At 36.9% G+C, this 17,497-nt stretch carries 16 protein-coding genes; all 16 read right to left on the bottom strand.

The window, feature by feature from the left end; translation table 11 throughout:
- Window positions 1–30: 30 nt before the first annotated feature.
- The 16 genes from RBB48_RS04090 to RBB48_RS04015 all read right to left on the bottom strand — a co-directional run bounded on the left by RBB48_RS04090 (window position 31) and on the right by RBB48_RS04015 (window position 17,329).
- A complete protein-coding gene (locus RBB48_RS04090; RefSeq protein ID WP_306007419.1) occupies window positions 31–783 on the bottom strand; it encodes an N-acetylmuramoyl-L-alanine amidase in 753 nt (250 codons plus the stop codon).
- The gene (locus RBB48_RS04085) at window positions 783–1,208 is read right to left on the bottom strand and encodes a phage holin family protein (protein WP_306007418.1); all 426 of its coding nucleotides are present in this window, start codon (window positions 1,206–1,208) and stop codon (window positions 783–785) included. The genes RBB48_RS04090 and RBB48_RS04085 overlap by 1 nt, the downstream gene beginning before the upstream one ends.
- A 14-nt stretch (window positions 1,209–1,222) precedes the next feature.
- Window positions 1,223–2,182 carry a tyrosine-type recombinase/integrase gene (locus tag RBB48_RS04080; protein WP_306007417.1) on the bottom strand — a complete coding sequence of 320 codons (960 nt, stop codon included), beginning with the start codon at window positions 2,180–2,182 and terminating at the stop codon, window positions 1,223–1,225.
- A 104-nt stretch (window positions 2,183–2,286) separates the two neighbouring features.
- Window positions 2,287–6,210, bottom strand: a complete 3,924-nt coding sequence (locus tag RBB48_RS04075; protein ID WP_306007416.1) for a phage tail spike protein — start codon at window positions 6,208–6,210, stop codon at window positions 2,287–2,289.
- On the bottom strand, window positions 6,207–7,697 hold the full coding sequence (locus tag RBB48_RS04070) for a distal tail protein Dit (protein ID WP_306007415.1): 1,491 nt from the start codon (window positions 7,695–7,697) through the stop codon (window positions 6,207–6,209). Before RBB48_RS04070 ends, RBB48_RS04075 begins: the two co-directional genes overlap by 4 nt.
- Window positions 7,698–7,711: 14 nt before the next feature.
- Window positions 7,712–11,563, bottom strand: coding sequence for a phage tail tape measure protein (locus RBB48_RS04065; protein ID WP_306007414.1), 3,852 nt, complete (start codon window positions 11,561–11,563; stop codon window positions 7,712–7,714).
- A 15-nt stretch (window positions 11,564–11,578) separates the two neighbouring features.
- Window positions 11,579–11,755 carry a hypothetical protein gene (locus tag RBB48_RS04060; RefSeq protein WP_306007413.1) on the bottom strand — a complete coding sequence of 59 codons (177 nt, stop codon included), beginning with the start codon at window positions 11,753–11,755 and terminating at the stop codon, window positions 11,579–11,581.
- A gap of 29 nt (window positions 11,756–11,784) precedes the next feature.
- Entirely contained in the window at window positions 11,785–12,102 is a 318-nt protein-coding gene (gene gpG / locus RBB48_RS04055) for a phage tail assembly chaperone G (RefSeq protein WP_306007412.1), read from the bottom strand.
- Between the two features lie 49 nt (window positions 12,103–12,151).
- Window positions 12,152–12,757, bottom strand: a complete 606-nt coding sequence (locus RBB48_RS04050; protein WP_306007411.1) for a major tail protein — start codon at window positions 12,755–12,757, stop codon at window positions 12,152–12,154.
- On the bottom strand, window positions 12,758–13,117 hold the full coding sequence (gene gp17, locus RBB48_RS04045; RefSeq protein WP_306007410.1) for a tail completion protein gp17: 360 nt from the start codon (window positions 13,115–13,117) through the stop codon (window positions 12,758–12,760).
- Window positions 13,114–13,548, bottom strand: coding sequence for an HK97-gp10 family putative phage morphogenesis protein (locus RBB48_RS04040; protein ID WP_306007409.1), 435 nt, complete (start codon window positions 13,546–13,548; stop codon window positions 13,114–13,116). The genes gp17 and RBB48_RS04040 overlap by 4 nt, the downstream gene beginning before the upstream one ends.
- Window positions 13,541–13,864 (bottom strand): phage head closure protein, encoded by a 324-nt coding sequence (locus RBB48_RS04035; RefSeq protein ID WP_306007408.1) that lies wholly within the window; start codon window positions 13,862–13,864, stop codon window positions 13,541–13,543. The genes RBB48_RS04040 and RBB48_RS04035 overlap by 8 nt, the downstream gene beginning before the upstream one ends.
- Window positions 13,861–14,139, bottom strand: coding sequence for a head-tail connector protein (locus tag RBB48_RS04030; RefSeq protein ID WP_193672998.1), 279 nt, complete (start codon window positions 14,137–14,139; stop codon window positions 13,861–13,863). Before RBB48_RS04030 ends, RBB48_RS04035 begins: the two co-directional genes overlap by 4 nt.
- A 20-nt stretch (window positions 14,140–14,159) precedes the next feature.
- Window positions 14,160–15,332, bottom strand: coding sequence for a phage major capsid protein (locus RBB48_RS04025; protein WP_306007407.1), 1,173 nt, complete (start codon window positions 15,330–15,332; stop codon window positions 14,160–14,162).
- A 37-nt stretch (window positions 15,333–15,369) separates the two neighbouring features.
- A complete protein-coding gene (locus tag RBB48_RS04020; protein ID WP_306007406.1) occupies window positions 15,370–16,089 on the bottom strand; it encodes a head maturation protease, ClpP-related in 720 nt (239 codons plus the stop codon).
- Complete coding sequence (locus RBB48_RS04015; protein WP_306007405.1) at window positions 16,076–17,329, bottom strand: phage portal protein; 1,254 nt, start codon at window positions 17,327–17,329, stop codon at window positions 16,076–16,078. The genes RBB48_RS04020 and RBB48_RS04015 overlap by 14 nt, the downstream gene beginning before the upstream one ends.
- Between the last annotated feature and the right edge of the window lie 168 nt (window positions 17,330–17,497).

Here is a 17,497-nt window from a genome sequence, read left to right as displayed (position 1 = left end):
TTTTTTTGCTCATCAAACTATTCTTTTGTTTTATTTCACTTCATACCACCAACCTTTTTTATCTAGCCATTCAGTGAACGCCTTACGTTGAACGTTAGAAGTACCATCCGTTACAATGTAAACTAACCCAGAAGATTCTAGAATAAACTTACCTGTCATTTTTAAAGAAGTTAAAGCTAACGATGCATCAGTTGCTTCGTAAGGGCTAAATGCTCCTGTTTGAACCGAATTAGTTTTTGGTGTTTCAGTAATACTACCACTTGAATTGCTAGCGATTTGTCCAGTTAAAGCATATACAATTGAGTTAGCAATATTATCTACATGCCATTTAGCCATGTCTGCTTCATTGTCAATAAATCCAAGTTCGATTAGAATTGCTGGCGCTTTTGTGTCATTCAACACATAAAGGTCAGTACGTTGCTTCGCTCCACGATTTGACCAACCAATATCTTTTGAAAGTTGCGCTGATACTTTAGCTGCTAAAGCTTGCTGATCATAATAGCAAACTTCCACACCGTTAGCTAATCCGTTATAAGCATTTAAATGAAACGAGATAACAAGGTCTACATAATGTGAATTACAGTTACGAACAATATTTGATAGGTTTTGTGCTTGTGTTTTCCCTACCTCATCAGTGTCATCGTATACCGTATGACCTAGCTCGCGTAATTTAGCTGCAACCGCATTTTTAACCTGTCGATCCATGACATGTTCTTTTCTATTTCCCCAGTTAGCCCCTTGTACAAATTCAGTATGACCACCATGTAAACTATATCTAGCCATTATTCAACATCTCCCTTTTTAATTTCTTGTTTTTGTTTGCCGCCTAAAATTTCCACTGCATTCGTTAATGCTGAAGGTAAAGTAATCCCCATACGTCCTGCGTTTTCTAAAAGAGACAACAACTCATTTCCAATGAATAAAAAGATTGTCGCTTCACGAACTGCACTATTTGTCCCCATAATCACATCAACTTGAGTGGCTGCTGCAACCAAAAGAAAAAGCACCACCTTTTTGGCGATGCCTTTAAAACCTACTTTACTTTTTAATTCTCCATTGAATCCTGCTGCAATCACCCCCGTTAGGTAGTCAATGATTGCCATTGTAACTAAAACCTTCAATGTTGCATCCCATCCTCCCAAGAAGTACCCACAAAAGCCACCGAAGGTGGCAATAAAACCTTTTAATAATACATCAATACGATCCATCTTTTCATCTCCTTTTAAGCTGCAAAACAACTTGGATCCATTCCAAAGATGTCTGCAATATCTTCTTCACTTCTATCCTTTAAATAAGATTGTGTTGTTGATATATCCGAATGATTCGCAAGCGATTTTAATTTTTCTAGTGGTACACCTTGCACTTTTAAATTATCTAATCTGCTATGACGGAAACAGTGCGGATTAATTTTGAAATCCTTACTTTCCTTTTCGTTCAACATCTTAGAAAATATCTTACACCAGTAGTTAAACACGCTTTTATTTAACGTTTTTCGCTCACCATTCTTATATACTCTTACAAACAAATCTGGAATAGTATCTTTACCTCGTTGATTTATATATAAACGAATGCATTTCTGCACTCGGGGATTGTAATATAATCTAAACTTCTTACCGCGTTTCCCTCGAACCACATTTGTATAATATTGTTCTGTCAGTCCTTCTTTTTGAACTTGGTAAACTTCATTTTTTCTAGCGGCACTGTAATAAGAAAGTGCTAAATATGTAGCTAACATATATTTTTCTTGTGCTATTAGCTCATCGATTAACCACTCAATTTGTTCTTCTGTTATAAAAGTAATTTCTCTAACTGGATTCTTAGGTAAACCACGAACCCGTGAACCTACATTAAATTCATATTCATAGTCGTCATCCTCCGCACAAAATTCTAATGCGGACCTTAATGCACTCATTAATCCGTTGACACGAGCATTAGACATTTCCATCTCTTGAAAGATAATAGATAAATTTCGAATGTCTTTACGTGTTAGTTCAATAAGATTTTTATTTTCGAAGTGTTCATGTATTAGAAACAAAATAATTCGTAAATCCCAATGATATTGCTGTAAAGTGCTTGCCGCTTTTCCTTGTGCTTTCTTTTCGATTAGAAAATCTTTGACTAGGTTTTTATTTTCTTGGCTAACATGCTTTTCATAAATTACTTGGTCTACTATTCGTTTCACACTGATCATCTCCTCAAAATAAAAAGAGAAGCGAAATCACTCCTCTTGATCTATGAATTGAATTTACTCAAAGCCATATTTTGTGCAAAATAAAAAAGACCAGCTTATGGCTGCTCTGGTTTCTTATCAATTAATTGTTGTAATAACTCTTCTAATTGGACTATCCGATTTTCTTGACTAGCTACTTGTGATTTTATATTTGTTATTTCTACCTTCTGTTCCTGTACTGTTACATCAACTTCCTGTAAAGCTTTGATTGTAAGTGACGCATATGAATACAAGTGAATTCCTTTCCCGCTTTCATCCACAAACGCTTCATCACATTCATCTACAATTGCTCCGTAGTATGTTTTAATATCTTCTGTTGTCAATGGTGGATCATTAGGATCTTTCTCTGCTCTCATTTTGTAAAGCTCGTTTATCGCATTCTTATAGTTAAATTGTCTCACTCGTACATCCCTGATTTTTTCTAAGGCGGAAAAAGAAACATCACGAATGTTAGATTTATATTCCCGTAGTGAAGGACTCATGAAATTACCTTGAACAGATCCCCATCCATTCTGAGTAACAGGTGACTTGACTTGGATGATACCTGTATATCCTGCTGCACGGCTATTACGTAAAGTGATATTAGGTAGTCTTAAATCAGAATCTGTACTATTATCTTCAACGACTAACGAAGTTTGATATAATCCAGTTTTTCCTCTTCTGAAATACCAACTTCCATTCCCAGCATAAAAAACATGGTAATCATTCGCATTTAGAACACTTAATCCGTTTCTTTGTAACTCCCAATACACAGATTTTTGGACTGCGCCATCAACTATGCCATCGCTAATACCAATGCTCGCATAAGCCCCTGACCATCCTGCGCCTGCTTGAGACATAAATAAAGCGCCTGCTGGAGCACTAGTCTTTTCATCTGATCCTAAAATAAAAGTTGGTTGTACTGAACCATCTGTTCTTCTGTAATGTCCTAGAAATGATCTAGCAACCCCTTTTTCGTAGAGACGTATAAATTGGTCATCTAAGCTTACGTAGTTATCTGTATTTGATGTTCGAATTTGGCAACCACTTAGCATTCCCGCTTTAATCCACTCAGCATTAACTTTACCAATTAAATCTATTCGTGCAGCATTTAACTTAATGTTTTCTTTACTCATGTTAATGGCTGCTATCACATCATTTTCTTTTACAGATATGCTAACGCCCTTTTCTGTTATCTGAAGGCGCGACTCCATATCTCTTACATAAGAATCTGTAGCAAATTGTCCATCTGCTTGCGTCCTCGTATATACCTCTGTCTTTTTTGCCGCTGCATTAATCCCCTGTTCATTGATAGTAAAGCGGTTATCGATTAGAGTCATTTTTTGATTAAATTGCTCAGTTGCAAGTTTATTAGCTAATTCGCCCAATAAATCTTGTTTATTTTTATCAACTGTTTGTTTCAACTCAGGTATCTTAAACCCAGCAACATAATCCTCTACTTGTTTAAGTTCAACTTTTGCTCCGATTGCCGTTGCCTGTTGTTCGAGTTTTGTATTTGCTTCAGTAAGCTTCTTTCCTTGATCTGATACTACATTGTTTAAATTACTAACTGTGGAGGACAATCCGCTTGCCGTTTGTTCAAATGTAGTCATGCGCTTTTCAAATCCAGCTTGATTGTTTTGAACATTTGTTACAGTAGTTTTTACGCCATCCACACTTTGCTCCAGCTCATATGTTGATTTGCTAAAGTCTGTTGGAACAGAACCTTTTTCCAGTTTAGCTTTCTTGAAACGGAATTTCTTACTCTTTGAATTTTCATTTCTTTCAAATCTTAATCGCAATCCCCATCCAGTTGCTCGCAAATCAATCTTAAATGTAAATGATCTTCTAGACCAATTAGCGACAGGGAACCTACTGTATAAATTTTCTGTCCATACTCCATTAATAAACTGGAATACAATTAGATCAATAGGAACGTCGTTTTGCAAATCAATACTGAATGTCATATCTTTCCCTTTTTCATAATCTCCCATTTTCGTATTATCTAAATGGAATTGATAAAAAGAGTCGGTTTGATCTGTACACTCTACAATTAAATAATCCTCACTAAACGCACTACCCGCTTTATTAACCACGGCGCCGCCAGTCATACCTATTGTTTTAGGTCTTTGATTCTTTCCAGTGTCAATAATCCAGTTTTCACCGCCTACAGTACGAGCATCCACCTGTTCTAACTTTGTTGAGATTTTCCCAGCTTCCTCTTTAATTTCAGTTGTTGTTTGCTTAAGCTCACTAGCTGTTTGCTGTACATCGGAAATTGTCTTTTTTGTACCTTCCACAGTTGATTCAACCGTATTTAATTTATTACTAATCTCACCATCTTTTTTCGTTAACGATTCAATAGAAGTTTTAAATCCACTAGAATCTTGTTCAAATTTAGTTACTTTCTTATCAATTTCACCTTGTTTATTTTCGATATTAGAAATTGTACGGCTGACACCTTGTAAACCTTCCTGTACTTCGTTGAATTGTCCTGTTGCTTGATTTTGCGCTTCTTGAACTTTCTTATTCAACTCTGTTTTTGTGGACTCGATATCTTTATTAACCTGCTCTAACGTTTCTTGTTTAACGGACTCTACATCGGGTACAACCGATTCCCAAGCTGTACCTGTCCATATTTTTAATATGCCGGGCTTTCCGTTACTAATATCACGCCAGAGCGTTTTATAAGGTTTAAGTCCTGTTGTTGGTGGATTCTTGGATTCTATAATTTCAACGGTATTATTTTTAATATTCTCTTGTACTTTTTCAGCTAGTGCTTTTGCTGCTTCTGACTCCTTCTTTGCATTACTAGCGGTTTCGTTAGCTTCGTTCACTAGTTTATCTAGCTGATCTATCATTTCTTGTTTATTACCAAGTGAACTAAGGATACGGTTGTAAATCTTTCTTAATTCCTCATTTTGATTAACTATCTCACGATAATCTCCGAATTCATATTTATCTTGCGTTGGATCTGTAAAAGATTCATCTCCAGCTATTACTCGCGCTTCAAGATATAATGCTGGTATAAACCCTGTATCTTTAATTTTGATCGTGTCGCCTTCGTTAATTAATTCATGTTCTAGGCCGAAAATACGACCAATCGATTGTGCTTCCACTTCATAAGAGGTTGAGGAATTGACACGCTTTTTCAATTCTATTTCCATAAGCGTCAATAAACGTTTTGGGGTCATGTCTAATTCTTCTGTTTCTGGTGTATAAAAACCGAATTTATGTTGCCCGTGTTCATTCCATCTTTGAAACGCATCAGCATCTACGATATAGGGTAGACCTTTATTAATGCTTTCAATAGTGATTACTTTGTCACCTTCACCTTTTACAAATCCAACTAAAGCAGTGCAAATATTACGTGTATGTTCAATACGCGTAACACCGACTAAATCTTTTCCTAATTCTATTTCTTTGCCTGTATCATGCCCACTTTTTTGAATCATATCTACATACCAACCGATGATTCTTGAACCTTTAATCTCAACACGATATCGAATTTCCAGTTTAAATAAAGATGCAATCTTCTTTAAAAAAGTGAGTGGGTCAATATATTCATCGATGGTCATTGTATGAAATCCAGCATATTCAGTAATTCCGCGTTGCCACTTCATACCTAAGAGTGCTAAATCCATAAACTCATTAACCGTCTTACTCTCTATCCGTTGTGGTTTTATAATCCCTGATTTAGCAATTTGAATCCAAGCTCCTGAAGCATATGTGGTAATAGATCGTGTATCGGAATTTTTTTCAGTCTCTGTAATAACATATGGTACGATTCTTCCATCGCGAACTTCTTTCAAAACAAGATTCTGTTGTTGTAACGTAACTGCATGGTCTGTTCCATCAAAAGCGGTGAAATCCAACATGTCAACATTATTTTTAAGTTCCCAATGCCGTTTGTCATCCCAATAGTCCTCTGGCTGGATAGCTGCGACGATTTGATCCGTTTTAAAATCCACAACATGCAAAATCCCGCTTGGTGTTCTCATCTATATCTCTCCCTATAACTGATTGTTGCGTTTACATCTGGCGGCATAATATCGATACGATTGTCACCACGTATTATGACAGGAAAATTACTAAAGATTTCTTTTATATTGATTGCATTCTTCCCGTTGATTGTGACAAGACTTTTCTCAGTATCGATAACAATTTTATCTCCAGTATCAAAGATATATGGTTGTGCATTAGATGGAACTTTGTTTACCTTCCAAAATTTTAAATCATCAATTTGTATTTCGTTAACAGGCTGGTGATTATCCCACTTGCAAATCGCAATCATAACTTGTGCAATTTTACGTTCTGTCATTGGATTTCCCGTTTCATCAATCCAACGTTCTACAAGCGAAGCACCATCTTTTTCTGTACCATCTATAAACTTAGCCACATATACAGACCACACATTCCCCCGCCTAGCGATACGCAAACGCCCTCGAAATTGGTTAAATGTAGTCGAATAATACCCACTTGTATCAACTAATTTTCGAAAACTATTCGGTGTTCCGCTATTTCCAATTTTCATATGTGCCCTTGTAATTTCGGCAGTCGCATATAGATCATTCATATTGATGCGGGCTACCACATTACTAGCCTCATCTAGAAGAAGAACTTCAACACGCCCCATTTCACCTATATTTTTGGACTTTAAAGTCATCCATGCCTCCATTTCAAAGTCTTGTAATGGGCCGCCCGGAATGTTTTTCTTGGCTATAGCACCGTAGAATCCTACCTCTTTTCCGTAATCTTCGCAATATAGTGCATAACCACCCCGCGATTTAAAACTACCTGTCCCTTTCATATCATCGAATTGTCCAGTAACAGGTGTCCAACCTATAGGAGTAGCCATTTCATCCCACATGACTCTTTCTCGTTCTTGTACCGTGGTTTCTTCCACAGTCAGAGGGTAGCCTATTCTGAAATAATCACGATTATGCGGATACTCTCCAAACCATACATCTAAAAAAGTACTTGGTTTTTTTACAGTCATTTCAATTAATGCTGGAGCTTCTACACTTCCTTTATTAGTAAAATAAGAAGTTGTTTCTGTAGACCACTCTTGCGTAAATTTGTGAATATTTGTTTTCCCTAATTTATACGGCATTGGACAAACAAAAGTAATAACACCCCTGCCTCTATTGACTATTTCGTCCAAATCGACAGAACCATCAATTAATGCTAAATAAGTCCTGTCTAACTCATCATCAAAAATAAGTTCAGCGGGTTGCTCTGTATATAACCAATCCGCTAAATCTTCTTTTAACTTTTGTAAATCCGCCATATCTTTTTTCGCTTTAATAACAAGCGGAACGTCAATACGACGTTCCTCCGTTTCTGTATTAAGTAAAAAAGCCCCTGCGCGATGAGGGACTCTTACTAATCTTCTTTTTACTGGAGCCCATGAAGGACGTTTTCTTCCAACGAGCATTTGAATATAATCTTTTCTAATATTATTAAAAGTAAAACTAAGTTTCCCCAACGTGCTCACCACCCTTAAAATTCCATTCTTCTTTTTTGTTCACGATCTTGAAGCTTTGTAGTATAGGTGTAACTTCCGTTTGCAAGCTCTTTTCCATCTAAAACATTGGTCATGTTTACGGTTAAATTCAGTTCTTGTTCTCCGCCTGGTCTATTTGGGAATATTGTTTTTGCCGTAGGTGAATTGTTATTAGATAATTGCGGTTGCGCATATCCGTTGAAATCGCCCAATGTACTACGTGGGATACTATATTGATTCGTTTGGAATCCGAAATCAAAAACAGACGGCATGTTCCCCATTTGTTTCTTAACAGTTCCAACTACATTTTTTGCTGCATCCACAACAAACCGTTTTCCCTTATCCATCCCAACGCCAACACCTTCTGGAACTGCGCTACCTATAGGAATCATGACCTTCGACGGGCTATTTACTTCAAGTGCTCCAGAGATAGTCTTTTTAATATCGTTTGCAATACCTGCCGCTTTACTAAATAAACCTCCTGAGGCATCATCTATCCCTTTGCCAAGACCTTCTATAATCGATTTTCCAATTGAACGTAAATTTATGGTACTGAAGAATTTTTCAACTGTGTTCCACTTCTCTTCGATATCACTTTTTATCTCGTTCATTTTATCTTTAACAGCTTTTTTCTGCTCTTCAAATTTCCTTGAAACTGTATTTTTTATTTCTTCTACTTTATTGCTGGCTGCATTTTTCATTTCGTCATATTTGTTGGAAATATCCGAACCCATTTCTTTCATTTTTCGAACAACATCATCTTTCATGGTTTGATATTTTGACTTTACCTGACCAGTTTCCCAATCTACCTGATTTGCATGTTCTCCCGCTTGCGCTTTTGCTTCGCTTACGATTTCCCGATGCTTATCTTTTGCTGTTGAAACTGTGCTATCATACTGACGTTTTGCTTCAGCTATAATTGCGTTGGCTTCTTCACCATTAATAGTTTTATTCTCGTCTCTTTGTCGAATCGCTTCTGCAATTTTATCATCACGAGTTTTCTTGGCATCTGCTATAACCTTATCTCTAGTATCAGCACTATTCTTAACAACTTCTGCTGCTTGTCTAGCTGAAATTTCACTAGCCTGCACACGCATATTTTCAAGAATCACCTTTTGTTCCATTTGGTTTTTAGACATATGTTCAACTGCAACTCTGTCCATTTCATCTTGTAATGCTTGCAAAGAGATACGCTCGGATGTTGTTAATTCTCTGTTTTCCCTAGCTGCTGTTTGTAAGATTTCTTTAATCTTATTTTCCTTTTCTTGCGTTTTTAACTTTTCCTGTTCATAGTGCTGATTCATTTGTTCTATTCGCTTATTTTCTTCTTCCGCGGTTAACACATATGAATCTGCAAAGAACTTTTTAAGTCCCTCAACTTCTTTTTGTTGTCTTGCATTTGTTTTTTCTATAATCGTGTTACCTAACTTGTCATATTGACCAATTAACTTCTGTGACTGTTCTTCTGTTATTACTTCATGATTCAATCTAATCTCAGTTAACTTTTGTCTAATACCATCAGACAGTTTGAAATACTCACTAAGAACTTTCTTTGTGGAGGAACTCACTTTCCCTTCTGTATTTGTAGCAAAACGATCTACTGAAGCGATACTGTCTTCAGTTGCTTTTTGATATGCTTTATATGCAACAACTCCAGTTCCAATAAGTGCTGCTGCTACTAGACCAACAGGACCTGTCAAAACAGCCAGGGCACTCCCCAAGAAGCCAACTGCTCCAGCTGCCGCTCCAGCTATCCCACCAATCGGCGCCAATGCTAAAGATAAAGCGCCGATTCCTGAAACAACCATTCCAACTGCTCCAAGAAATATTCCTATAGCTGTTACAATAGCCGTTATAGCAAGAACGATACCACCTGTAATTGCAATTGCCTTTTGTACTGGACCAGGTAACGCATTAAAGCCATCCACAAGTTTCTGTAATCCAGCAACAAAAGCACTAACCACAGGGGCGAGTGCGTCACCAATTGTCTTTTTCATTGTATCGAATGCTCCACTCAATTGTTCAATACGACCTTTCAAAGTGTTCATTTTTGTATTAGCGGTCTCTAAAGCAGTTACTTTAGACATCTCACTATACATTTTATTTACACCTTGTGCGCTTTCATTAAACAAAATTGTCGCACCGCGAACTGCATCCGAACCGAATAACGTTTCTAAAGCCATGCTTCGTTGTTGATCTGTTAAATCTTTCATGGATTCATGAAGAATTCCTGATATATTCTCTAAACTTTGGATTTTCCCTTGTTGATCGTAAAATTTTGATGATAAGAAAGCTGAACTAGTTGCTAACTCACGGAATGTAGTATCACATTTATCATTCCATTTCGTTACACCTTCTGTTTTCATTACATATTTTTCTAAAGCAACTTCTATATCCCCTACATTTCTGGAAGCTGGTTGGATGCCGTTTTTAACCAAGAAATCAAAACCAGCTTGTGCATTGTATGTAATTAAACCCAAATCCTTCATTTTGTTGTATGCTTCCTTAGTTGATGGATTTAACCTCATAAGCATAGTTTTCAAAGAAGTGCCTGCATCCGAACCTTTTAAACCATTTTGAGCGAATACTGCCAAAGCTGTTGATGTATCTTTAAATGTCATGCCTGCTCCAGCCGCGACCGCTGCGGAAGCTGATAGACCATATTTTAATTCATGTACATCAGTCGCTGATGCATTAGCTGCACCTGCAAGTAAATTAGCGGCATCTGTAACACTTAAATTATCCTTTTTAAACGCATTTAAGGCGGTCGAAGCGATTTCTGCTGCTTCACCCAACTCTAATTCTCCAGCGGCCGCTAGGTTTAGCGCTCCTTCTAATCCACCATTGATAATATCAGTTAAACCAACACCGGCTTTTATTAGTTCTTCAATCCCTTTTCCGGCTTCTACAGAAGAATATTTCGTATCTTCCCCGTACTTAACAGCTAATTCGGATAATTTACTCATTTCTTGTCCTGTTGCACCAGATACCGCTTTTATGTTAGCCATCTGTTGTTCAAAGTTCATGGATTCTTCCACAGCTGATTTTAGACCACGACCAATTGCATAAGTCATCCCACCAAATACCATGCCAATCTGCATTCCGGCATTTTGCAAATGATTTCCTAAGCTTTCCATACGATTACCAAAGTTCAATAGACGATTACCTTGCTGCTCTAATTCTCGGTTTGACTGTTGTAATCCAGTTTCAAAGCGATTAAGTTCAGCTGTTGCTCGATGAATTTGTTCAGCGTATCGTTGTGCTGATTGACTCGCTTCGCCTTCTTCTGTTTTGGCGCGATTATACGCTTGTTGAAGTTCCCTGATTTTCTCTTTTTGTTTATCCACCATGCGAGTGAGAACATCAATTTTCGCTCGGGTTTGTTCTGTTGCATTAGAAAAACCACCCATACCAGATGTAATGGACTGGAATTCAGCTTGTAGAGACTTTAAAGAATTGTTTAACTTATCAATTCCCTTTTGTTCAGCTTGTTTATTTACTTGTTTTAATTCATTTTCAAATCTATTTAAATCAGCAACTGCTTTATTAACTTGTGAAGCGTATCGTTGGGTTGCTGCATCATTTTCACCTAATTTAGCCTTATTCTGATCATAAGCTTGCCGTAACGCTTTAACTTTCTCTTTTTGCGCGTCAATGAGCCTGCTTAGAGTATCCATTTTTGCTTGTGTTTGTTGGCTAGCGCTAGCGAAACCGCCCATACCTGTACTTACAGATTTCAATTCATTCTGCAATGTCCTTACTGCACGCCCGGAATTCGCAATACCTTGACGAAAGTTAACATTATCAAGCGAAAGTCTAACTACTAAATTATTCATTTCATTCGCCAATGTCTCACCCCCTTGCTAGATAATATTTTCTGCTGGCACTTCAATCTCGTTTGAATTTTGCCTTCCATCATTTGAATTACCTTGTTCACGACTTTTCTGATTCAACCTTAAATAATGCCAAATATCCATTTCGTTATCGATATGATGGTGTTTATATCCCTGACGTAATAAAGAGAGGTAAAGCTCGTCCATAAATTCACTGAACGTCAGCCCTCCTCCCTCTACGCGTTTGGGTTTTCTTCTTCTCCAGATCCAGGATTACCACCAGCTGCTTCTACAGTTTCATTAATAATTGCATTGATTACATCTGAAGTTGTAGATAAGAACTTACGGGCATCCACACCATCCCAATACTGATCTAATGTAAATTGACCGTCATACACTTTCACTACGAATTGAACCATTTTATCCATATCTTCTGGACCAGGATTGTTCGGGATTTCAGCAAGCTCAGGCGCTTGACGGATTAAACGAGCTGGAATGAAGTCCGGTAAATTAAAAGTTTTATTTTCTTTATTGATTTTCAATGTTAATTTCATAGTTTTTTCCTCCTAAATTTAATAAAAAAGAGAGAGCTTTTGCTCCCTCTTACTTTCCTGCTAGTGGTGTCGCTGTTTTTTCATATACTTTATTAAACCAAGTATCTCCTACCGTTTTTGTAAATGTAGGTTCATCAGCATCAGCTGTAAATTTTGGTCTATCATCAAAATCACGTTCAATGAATGAACCTTTAAGTTTTGTAGTTTGGAAGTTCGGCTTGTCTTTTTTCGTTTCAGCCTCTTCTTCTTCTTGAGAAAGCTTTCCTTTGAGTAACCAAACATAACGATATTTACCGTTAGCTTTTAAAAAGCGATATCCAATTGCTAAATATGGCTTTTCTCCCTCACGTTTCTCATCTAATACACCGTCTTTAACTTCTGGATATCCTTCAATGTCTGCTTTCGTAGATAATGAAAGGCCTCGAACTTCAATTTCAACTTCAACTTCACCATCAGACTCAGCGATTTCCGATTTCTTGTTATCGCTCCACATAATCTCAGAAGCTACTTTTTTAGATGTTTTAACCTTTACAGCACCTTCCATTTTCTTTACTTCTGAATATGAAACCCCAGCCGCATCGTCTTTCACTAGCTTTGCATAAACAAGACTATCTACACCGACAGTCGAACTAATTGTAATGATTTCTCCAGCCATCTATAATTCCACTCCTTTCGCGAATCGCATCGCGTAATGAAAAATTTTTGTATCATCTTCATATAAATCAGCAACCTTATAACGTGAGAAGCCAATACTTTTCATGATTTCATTCACTTTTTTATGAATTGCTGTTGTACTACCTTTTGACCAAATATCGATTTGGAATGTGATTTCACTTTCGCTTTCATCATTATCTGAAAATCCATCTGGCCTATTGTCTAATTCGAAAAACGTAATACGCGGAAACTCTTCAGCGTTTTTGGCTTTACGATAATAAACGCGTTTTCCACCTAATAAAGAAACAAGCTCCTGGTTATTTTCAAGAGCTTGTACAATTTCAGGGCGTAAATTTATCATAAATTCAGCCTCATTTCATTCTTTAAAATGTCCGTCATAGCGCGGATTGCTGCTTGTTTTGAAGAATTAAATCCTGGTTCTATAAAAGGTTGAGCTGGCATTTTAGAGGTTCCCCATTCTACGAACTTCCCATAGAAATATGGGGAACGATCCGCTTTATCTATACCGATTTTGATAGTTTTTATGCCGCCCTCCATTTTCGCTTTTGTCACACGGATATTATCGGCTAAATGTTGTCCTGTGCGCCATGGTTCACTTTTTGTTGCTTTTTTAGGGCTATCACTTCTTGGGGCTATTTCAGAAATAGCTTTTCGAATAGGTTCTCCGCCTGCCGCAAGAGCTCTATCTTCAATCTTTTCCCCACGTAGTCCCATTTGCTCTAATTCAGAAATTAAACGATCAAAACCTAATAAATCTAAACCATCAGCCATTCATTCCACCACGCTTCCACATGATTGATAACGTGTGTTTTTCAGTTGGAATAACCGAAACAATGTCATAAATCGTATTCTTATACTTAATTTTCATGTCAGCATTCACATCTGTGCGAAATCGGATTTCTGTTTCCCCCTGAACTTCACTATTAGCTGCGGCTGCTTCAAAATATTTCCTTCCTTTTAAAAAAATAAAAGAGCCCCATATAGTAAAAGAATCTTTATATCCTTCTATCGGATCACCGTCTGGACTCTTTGCATCCTCGTCTATTACTTGAAACGTAAGACGTTTATCTAATTTACCTGGATTCATGTGGAATCACCTACACAATATTGCAATTGAACTAGTATCGACTGTAAACTAAATGCTAATTGTTCAGCTTTCCCAACTGCTTCACGGTTTTCATACCAATGAGCAATTAAAATACGAGCTGCTAATTTAGCAAGCTCGCTTTTTAAATCTACAGTTTTACTTGTTGCATTTTTAATATATATTTCACTTGCTGTTATGAAAGATGCAATGAGATCGTCCTCCTCATCACCATCCACACGAAGATACTTTTTTGCTTCCTCTAATGTTAGTACCAAGAAGGACACCTCCTACCTTATTAAGCTCCAGCTTTAGGTACAACTGTAATTTGTCCATATACAACTGCTTCTGAATCCCATAACGTAACGTCTTCACGCTCAATAGCTCGAAACTCAGTTGTATTACTTCTCCAAGCGTTTCCACCCTCTTTAGTCATATCAATAGACAATTGTTGTCTATCCCAAAGTACAATCGCTTCTTTTAAATCACCAACAATGAATGGTGCTTTCCCCGCGCCATCTGTTGCGACTGTTTTATTTGATAAGACAACAACAGGCTTACCTGCGAATAATTTGCGAGTTGGGTTTGTTGGATCCGGTTGTAGAAGCGGACGACCATTTTTATCTTCTAGTTGATCTAAGTAATTGAATCCATCTTGGTTTGTAATAATGTTAGCTGATGCTGCAAAGATTGGATCAAGTGTAACGTTTAGTGTTGTTTTTAACCCGTTATAATCCTTTAAGTCAACCTTTGTAAGTTTGTTGATTTCTTGTAAAATTAGATAATTTCGAGTTGCAACAGACTTTTTAGCAATCCATTGACGTAAATAATTTTCTAAAGCTTGATCTGTATCGCTTAATAAATCATTTGGTACAGGTAAGAATCCAGCGTAATCATCAATTGCATAAGGTATACGGTCAAATTGTGGAGAAGCAATTTCTTTCATCGCATTTGGGTTTCCATACTCAGATAATGGAGCAAATGGTGTAGATGCTGCACGTTTTTCTAATGTACGAGCGCCTTTATTTGTTGAAACTGGTTGTACATTTACATATTGTTCTAAGCTATCAGTTGTTAGTTTTAACTGATTAATTGTAGTTGTGATATCTTCTGGAACAATGTATCCGCCATCTTCACCTTTATTTTCTGATAGTGCTGCTTTATATTCTTGCATGATACTTGCTTCTTCATGAGTTAAGTTTTGACCACGGATAGCTTTCATAAATACTTCTTTATATGAAGCATCTTCATTTTTAATTGAGTCTGGAACTAATGCACCCGTTTGCGAGTTTACAGGTTCAGGAACTTGAATTTGCTTCATCGCTAGATAGTTATCTAGTTCATTTTTTGCATTTTTCGCTTCCTCGATTTTTGCCTTTGCATCTTCATATTTACCACTGTTATTAAATTCCTCTGCCTTAGCTTTTAAGTCGGCAACTTTTTGACGTAACTCTTGTTCATGCTTATCCATTCAATATTTCCCCCTTGTTTTGGCACAAAAAATAGACCTATAGTTCTAACAGGTCTAGTGCATTTTGAATTTTTATTTGTTCATTATTATCCTTATCATCTTTTTTCAGAATAGAAGGAGCTTTTGCTACTACTTTATTAGGTGTTTTTTGATATTTATCAAAGTAATCACTGCTACACGCTGCAACTTCTTTTGCTTCCACAACTTCTATATTGAAGTATTTTTCAGCTTCTTCACCACTTAACCAAGTCTCAGCATCTACTAATTGTTGAATTTCTTCAATTTCAACGCCCTCTTTTAAGTTCTCTTTGTATACGTTCATGATTCCTGATTCGATGTTATCAAGGTCTTCTGCTGCTTTTCGGAAATCAATTGCATTTCCAGCTGCATATGTCCAAGGCTTATGAATCATTAAGAATGCATTAGAAGGAACAACAACACGATCACCAGCTAGGGCGATTACAGAAGCAATAGAAGCTGCAACACCATCCACATAAACAGTTTTTTGTGCTTTATTGCGCTTTAGCATGTTATAAATGGCTAAACCAGCAAATACAGAACCACCACCACTATTTACATAGATATTTAAGTTACTTTTATCATCCAACTGACCTAGAATATTTTTCACATCATCAGGCATAACATCAGAATCGTCCCATTTCCATCCGGTATTATTTATGATGTCGCCATAAATGAATAGATCAGCTGAAGAATCTGTTTGATTTTTAATAGTAAACACGTCTTTAATTGTCCTCACCCCCTTTCCGCGGTAAATTCCCATTAGCTTTTGCTAATTGGTATTCGTCTGCAATTTCAATGGATACATGGTTTAAATCTACACGATGTTTGTCACCGTGTTCTCCGATTCCATCCATATCTTCTAGTTCTAGTACTTTATTAATTGAGAAAGCACCAGCGTCCAACATAATTTTATAGAATTCCGCTCTTGATTTAGAATCAGCGCGGAGTAAACTTGTTAGATTAAACTTTAAGTAATATCGTTTTTGCTCATTAAATGAAAATGCTTTATAAGAAAACTCTTCTTCATACTGAATAAGAATTGGACTCAATGTATTTTGAATAAAATCCAACGCTTGTTGCTCAATATTGGAGAAAGTAGCACGATCCAGCTCATTAATCATGTGCAACGGAATATTAAAGATATTTGCAATCTCGCCTTTATCAAATTTCATACCTTCAATAAATTGAGCGTCTTTCAAAGGCATTCCAACCTTTTCAAACTCTAAACCAGCATCTAAAATTGCAATCCTTTGAGCGTTATTTAACCCTGTATTCGCCTCTTCCCAAGCATCACGAAGTACATCCTTTGCTTCTTTTCCAAGGGCTTGTTGAGTTTTCAATATCCCACTATGCGCTGCACCATTCGTAAAGAATTTACCTTTAAATTTTTGTGCCGCCTGCGAGCTACCTATAGACTCTCTTGCGATCTGAATAGGTGGTTTCCCTTTCAAACCATCAGTGGACAATGTAGTAAGATGAATTATGTCATCATCAGGTATTTTTACAGGTGTACCATCTGGTAAACTCGTAAAATACCATAATTTATTTGTCTTTAAGTCCACCGTGGGGGTTGTAACAGCCGGATTTAATACCCATAACTCTTTTGGTCTTCCATCCACACCCCAATGGATATTGATATATGCATTCCCCCATGTATTACGGTGGGTTTCGATTAAATGTTTGAATTTAAATGGACTTTGATATGGATTTGGTCTTCTTTCTAAAACAAAGGACACTTGATGTGCCTTATCGCGTTCTCTTCCCTTTGCTGTCTTTTTAAATGTTTGAAAAGGGAGCATGGCAACACTATTGGCTAGGATATTAATACATCGATAAACTGTTGGAACACCTAAAGATGATTCAACTGTTACCTTTTCACCGCTTGCGGCTTGATATCCAAATAAACTTTTAAACCAAGGTGAAGGGTTTTTTAAATCTGTCGCATCCTGATTTCTAAATAATTGCCGAAAAATCAAATGTTTCACCTCCTTTCTATCTTCTTATCATGATCACCCCCAGCATTGTGAGAATAATCCCTAACAGATACCATCCATAAATCGGATTAACAAAAAAAGTCGTCCCTACAATAATGGACAACCCTGAAATGAATAGAAGATCTTCTAAAATACTTATAAAAAATAATA

The sequence above is a fragment of the Bacillus sp. MMSF_3353 genome (assembly GCF_030733445.1).
Taxonomy (GTDB): Bacteria; Bacillota; Bacilli; order Bacillales; family Bacillaceae_G; genus Bacillus_A; species Bacillus_A wiedmannii.
Note: the sequence above shows the minus strand (reverse complement) of the source record. Positions and strands in the feature narration are given on the sequence as shown.

Excerpts from the sequence above, each read along its gene's own strand:
- gp17 (WP_306007410.1), bottom strand. The coding sequence starts at position 13,117 with ATGATAAATTTACGCCCTGAAATTGTACAAGCTCTTGAAAATAACCAG.
- RBB48_RS04060 (WP_306007413.1), bottom strand. The coding sequence starts at position 11,755 with ATGGACGAGCTTTACCTCTCTTTATTACGTCAGGGATATAAACACCAT.
- RBB48_RS04050 (WP_306007411.1), bottom strand. The coding sequence starts at position 12,757 with ATGGCTGGAGAAATCATTACAATTAGTTCGACTGTCGGTGTAGATAGT.
- RBB48_RS04085 (WP_306007418.1), bottom strand. The coding sequence starts at position 1,208 with ATGGATCGTATTGATGTATTATTAAAAGGTTTTATTGCCACCTTCGGT.
- RBB48_RS04035 (WP_306007408.1), bottom strand. The coding sequence starts at position 13,864 with ATGAATCCAGGTAAATTAGATAAACGTCTTACGTTTCAAGTAATAGAC.
- RBB48_RS04040 (WP_306007409.1), bottom strand. The coding sequence starts at position 13,548 with ATGGCTGATGGTTTAGATTTATTAGGTTTTGATCGTTTAATTTCTGAA.
- gpG (WP_306007412.1), bottom strand. The coding sequence starts at position 12,102 with ATGAAATTAACATTGAAAATCAATAAAGAAAATAAAACTTTTAATTTA.
- RBB48_RS04025 (WP_306007407.1), bottom strand. The coding sequence starts at position 15,332 with ATGGATAAGCATGAACAAGAGTTACGTCAAAAAGTTGCCGACTTAAAA.
- RBB48_RS04090 (WP_306007419.1), bottom strand. The coding sequence starts at position 783 with ATGGCTAGATATAGTTTACATGGTGGTCATACTGAATTTGTACAAGGG.
- RBB48_RS04075 (WP_306007416.1), bottom strand. The coding sequence starts at position 6,210 with ATGAGAACACCAAGCGGGATTTTGCATGTTGTGGATTTTAAAACGGAT.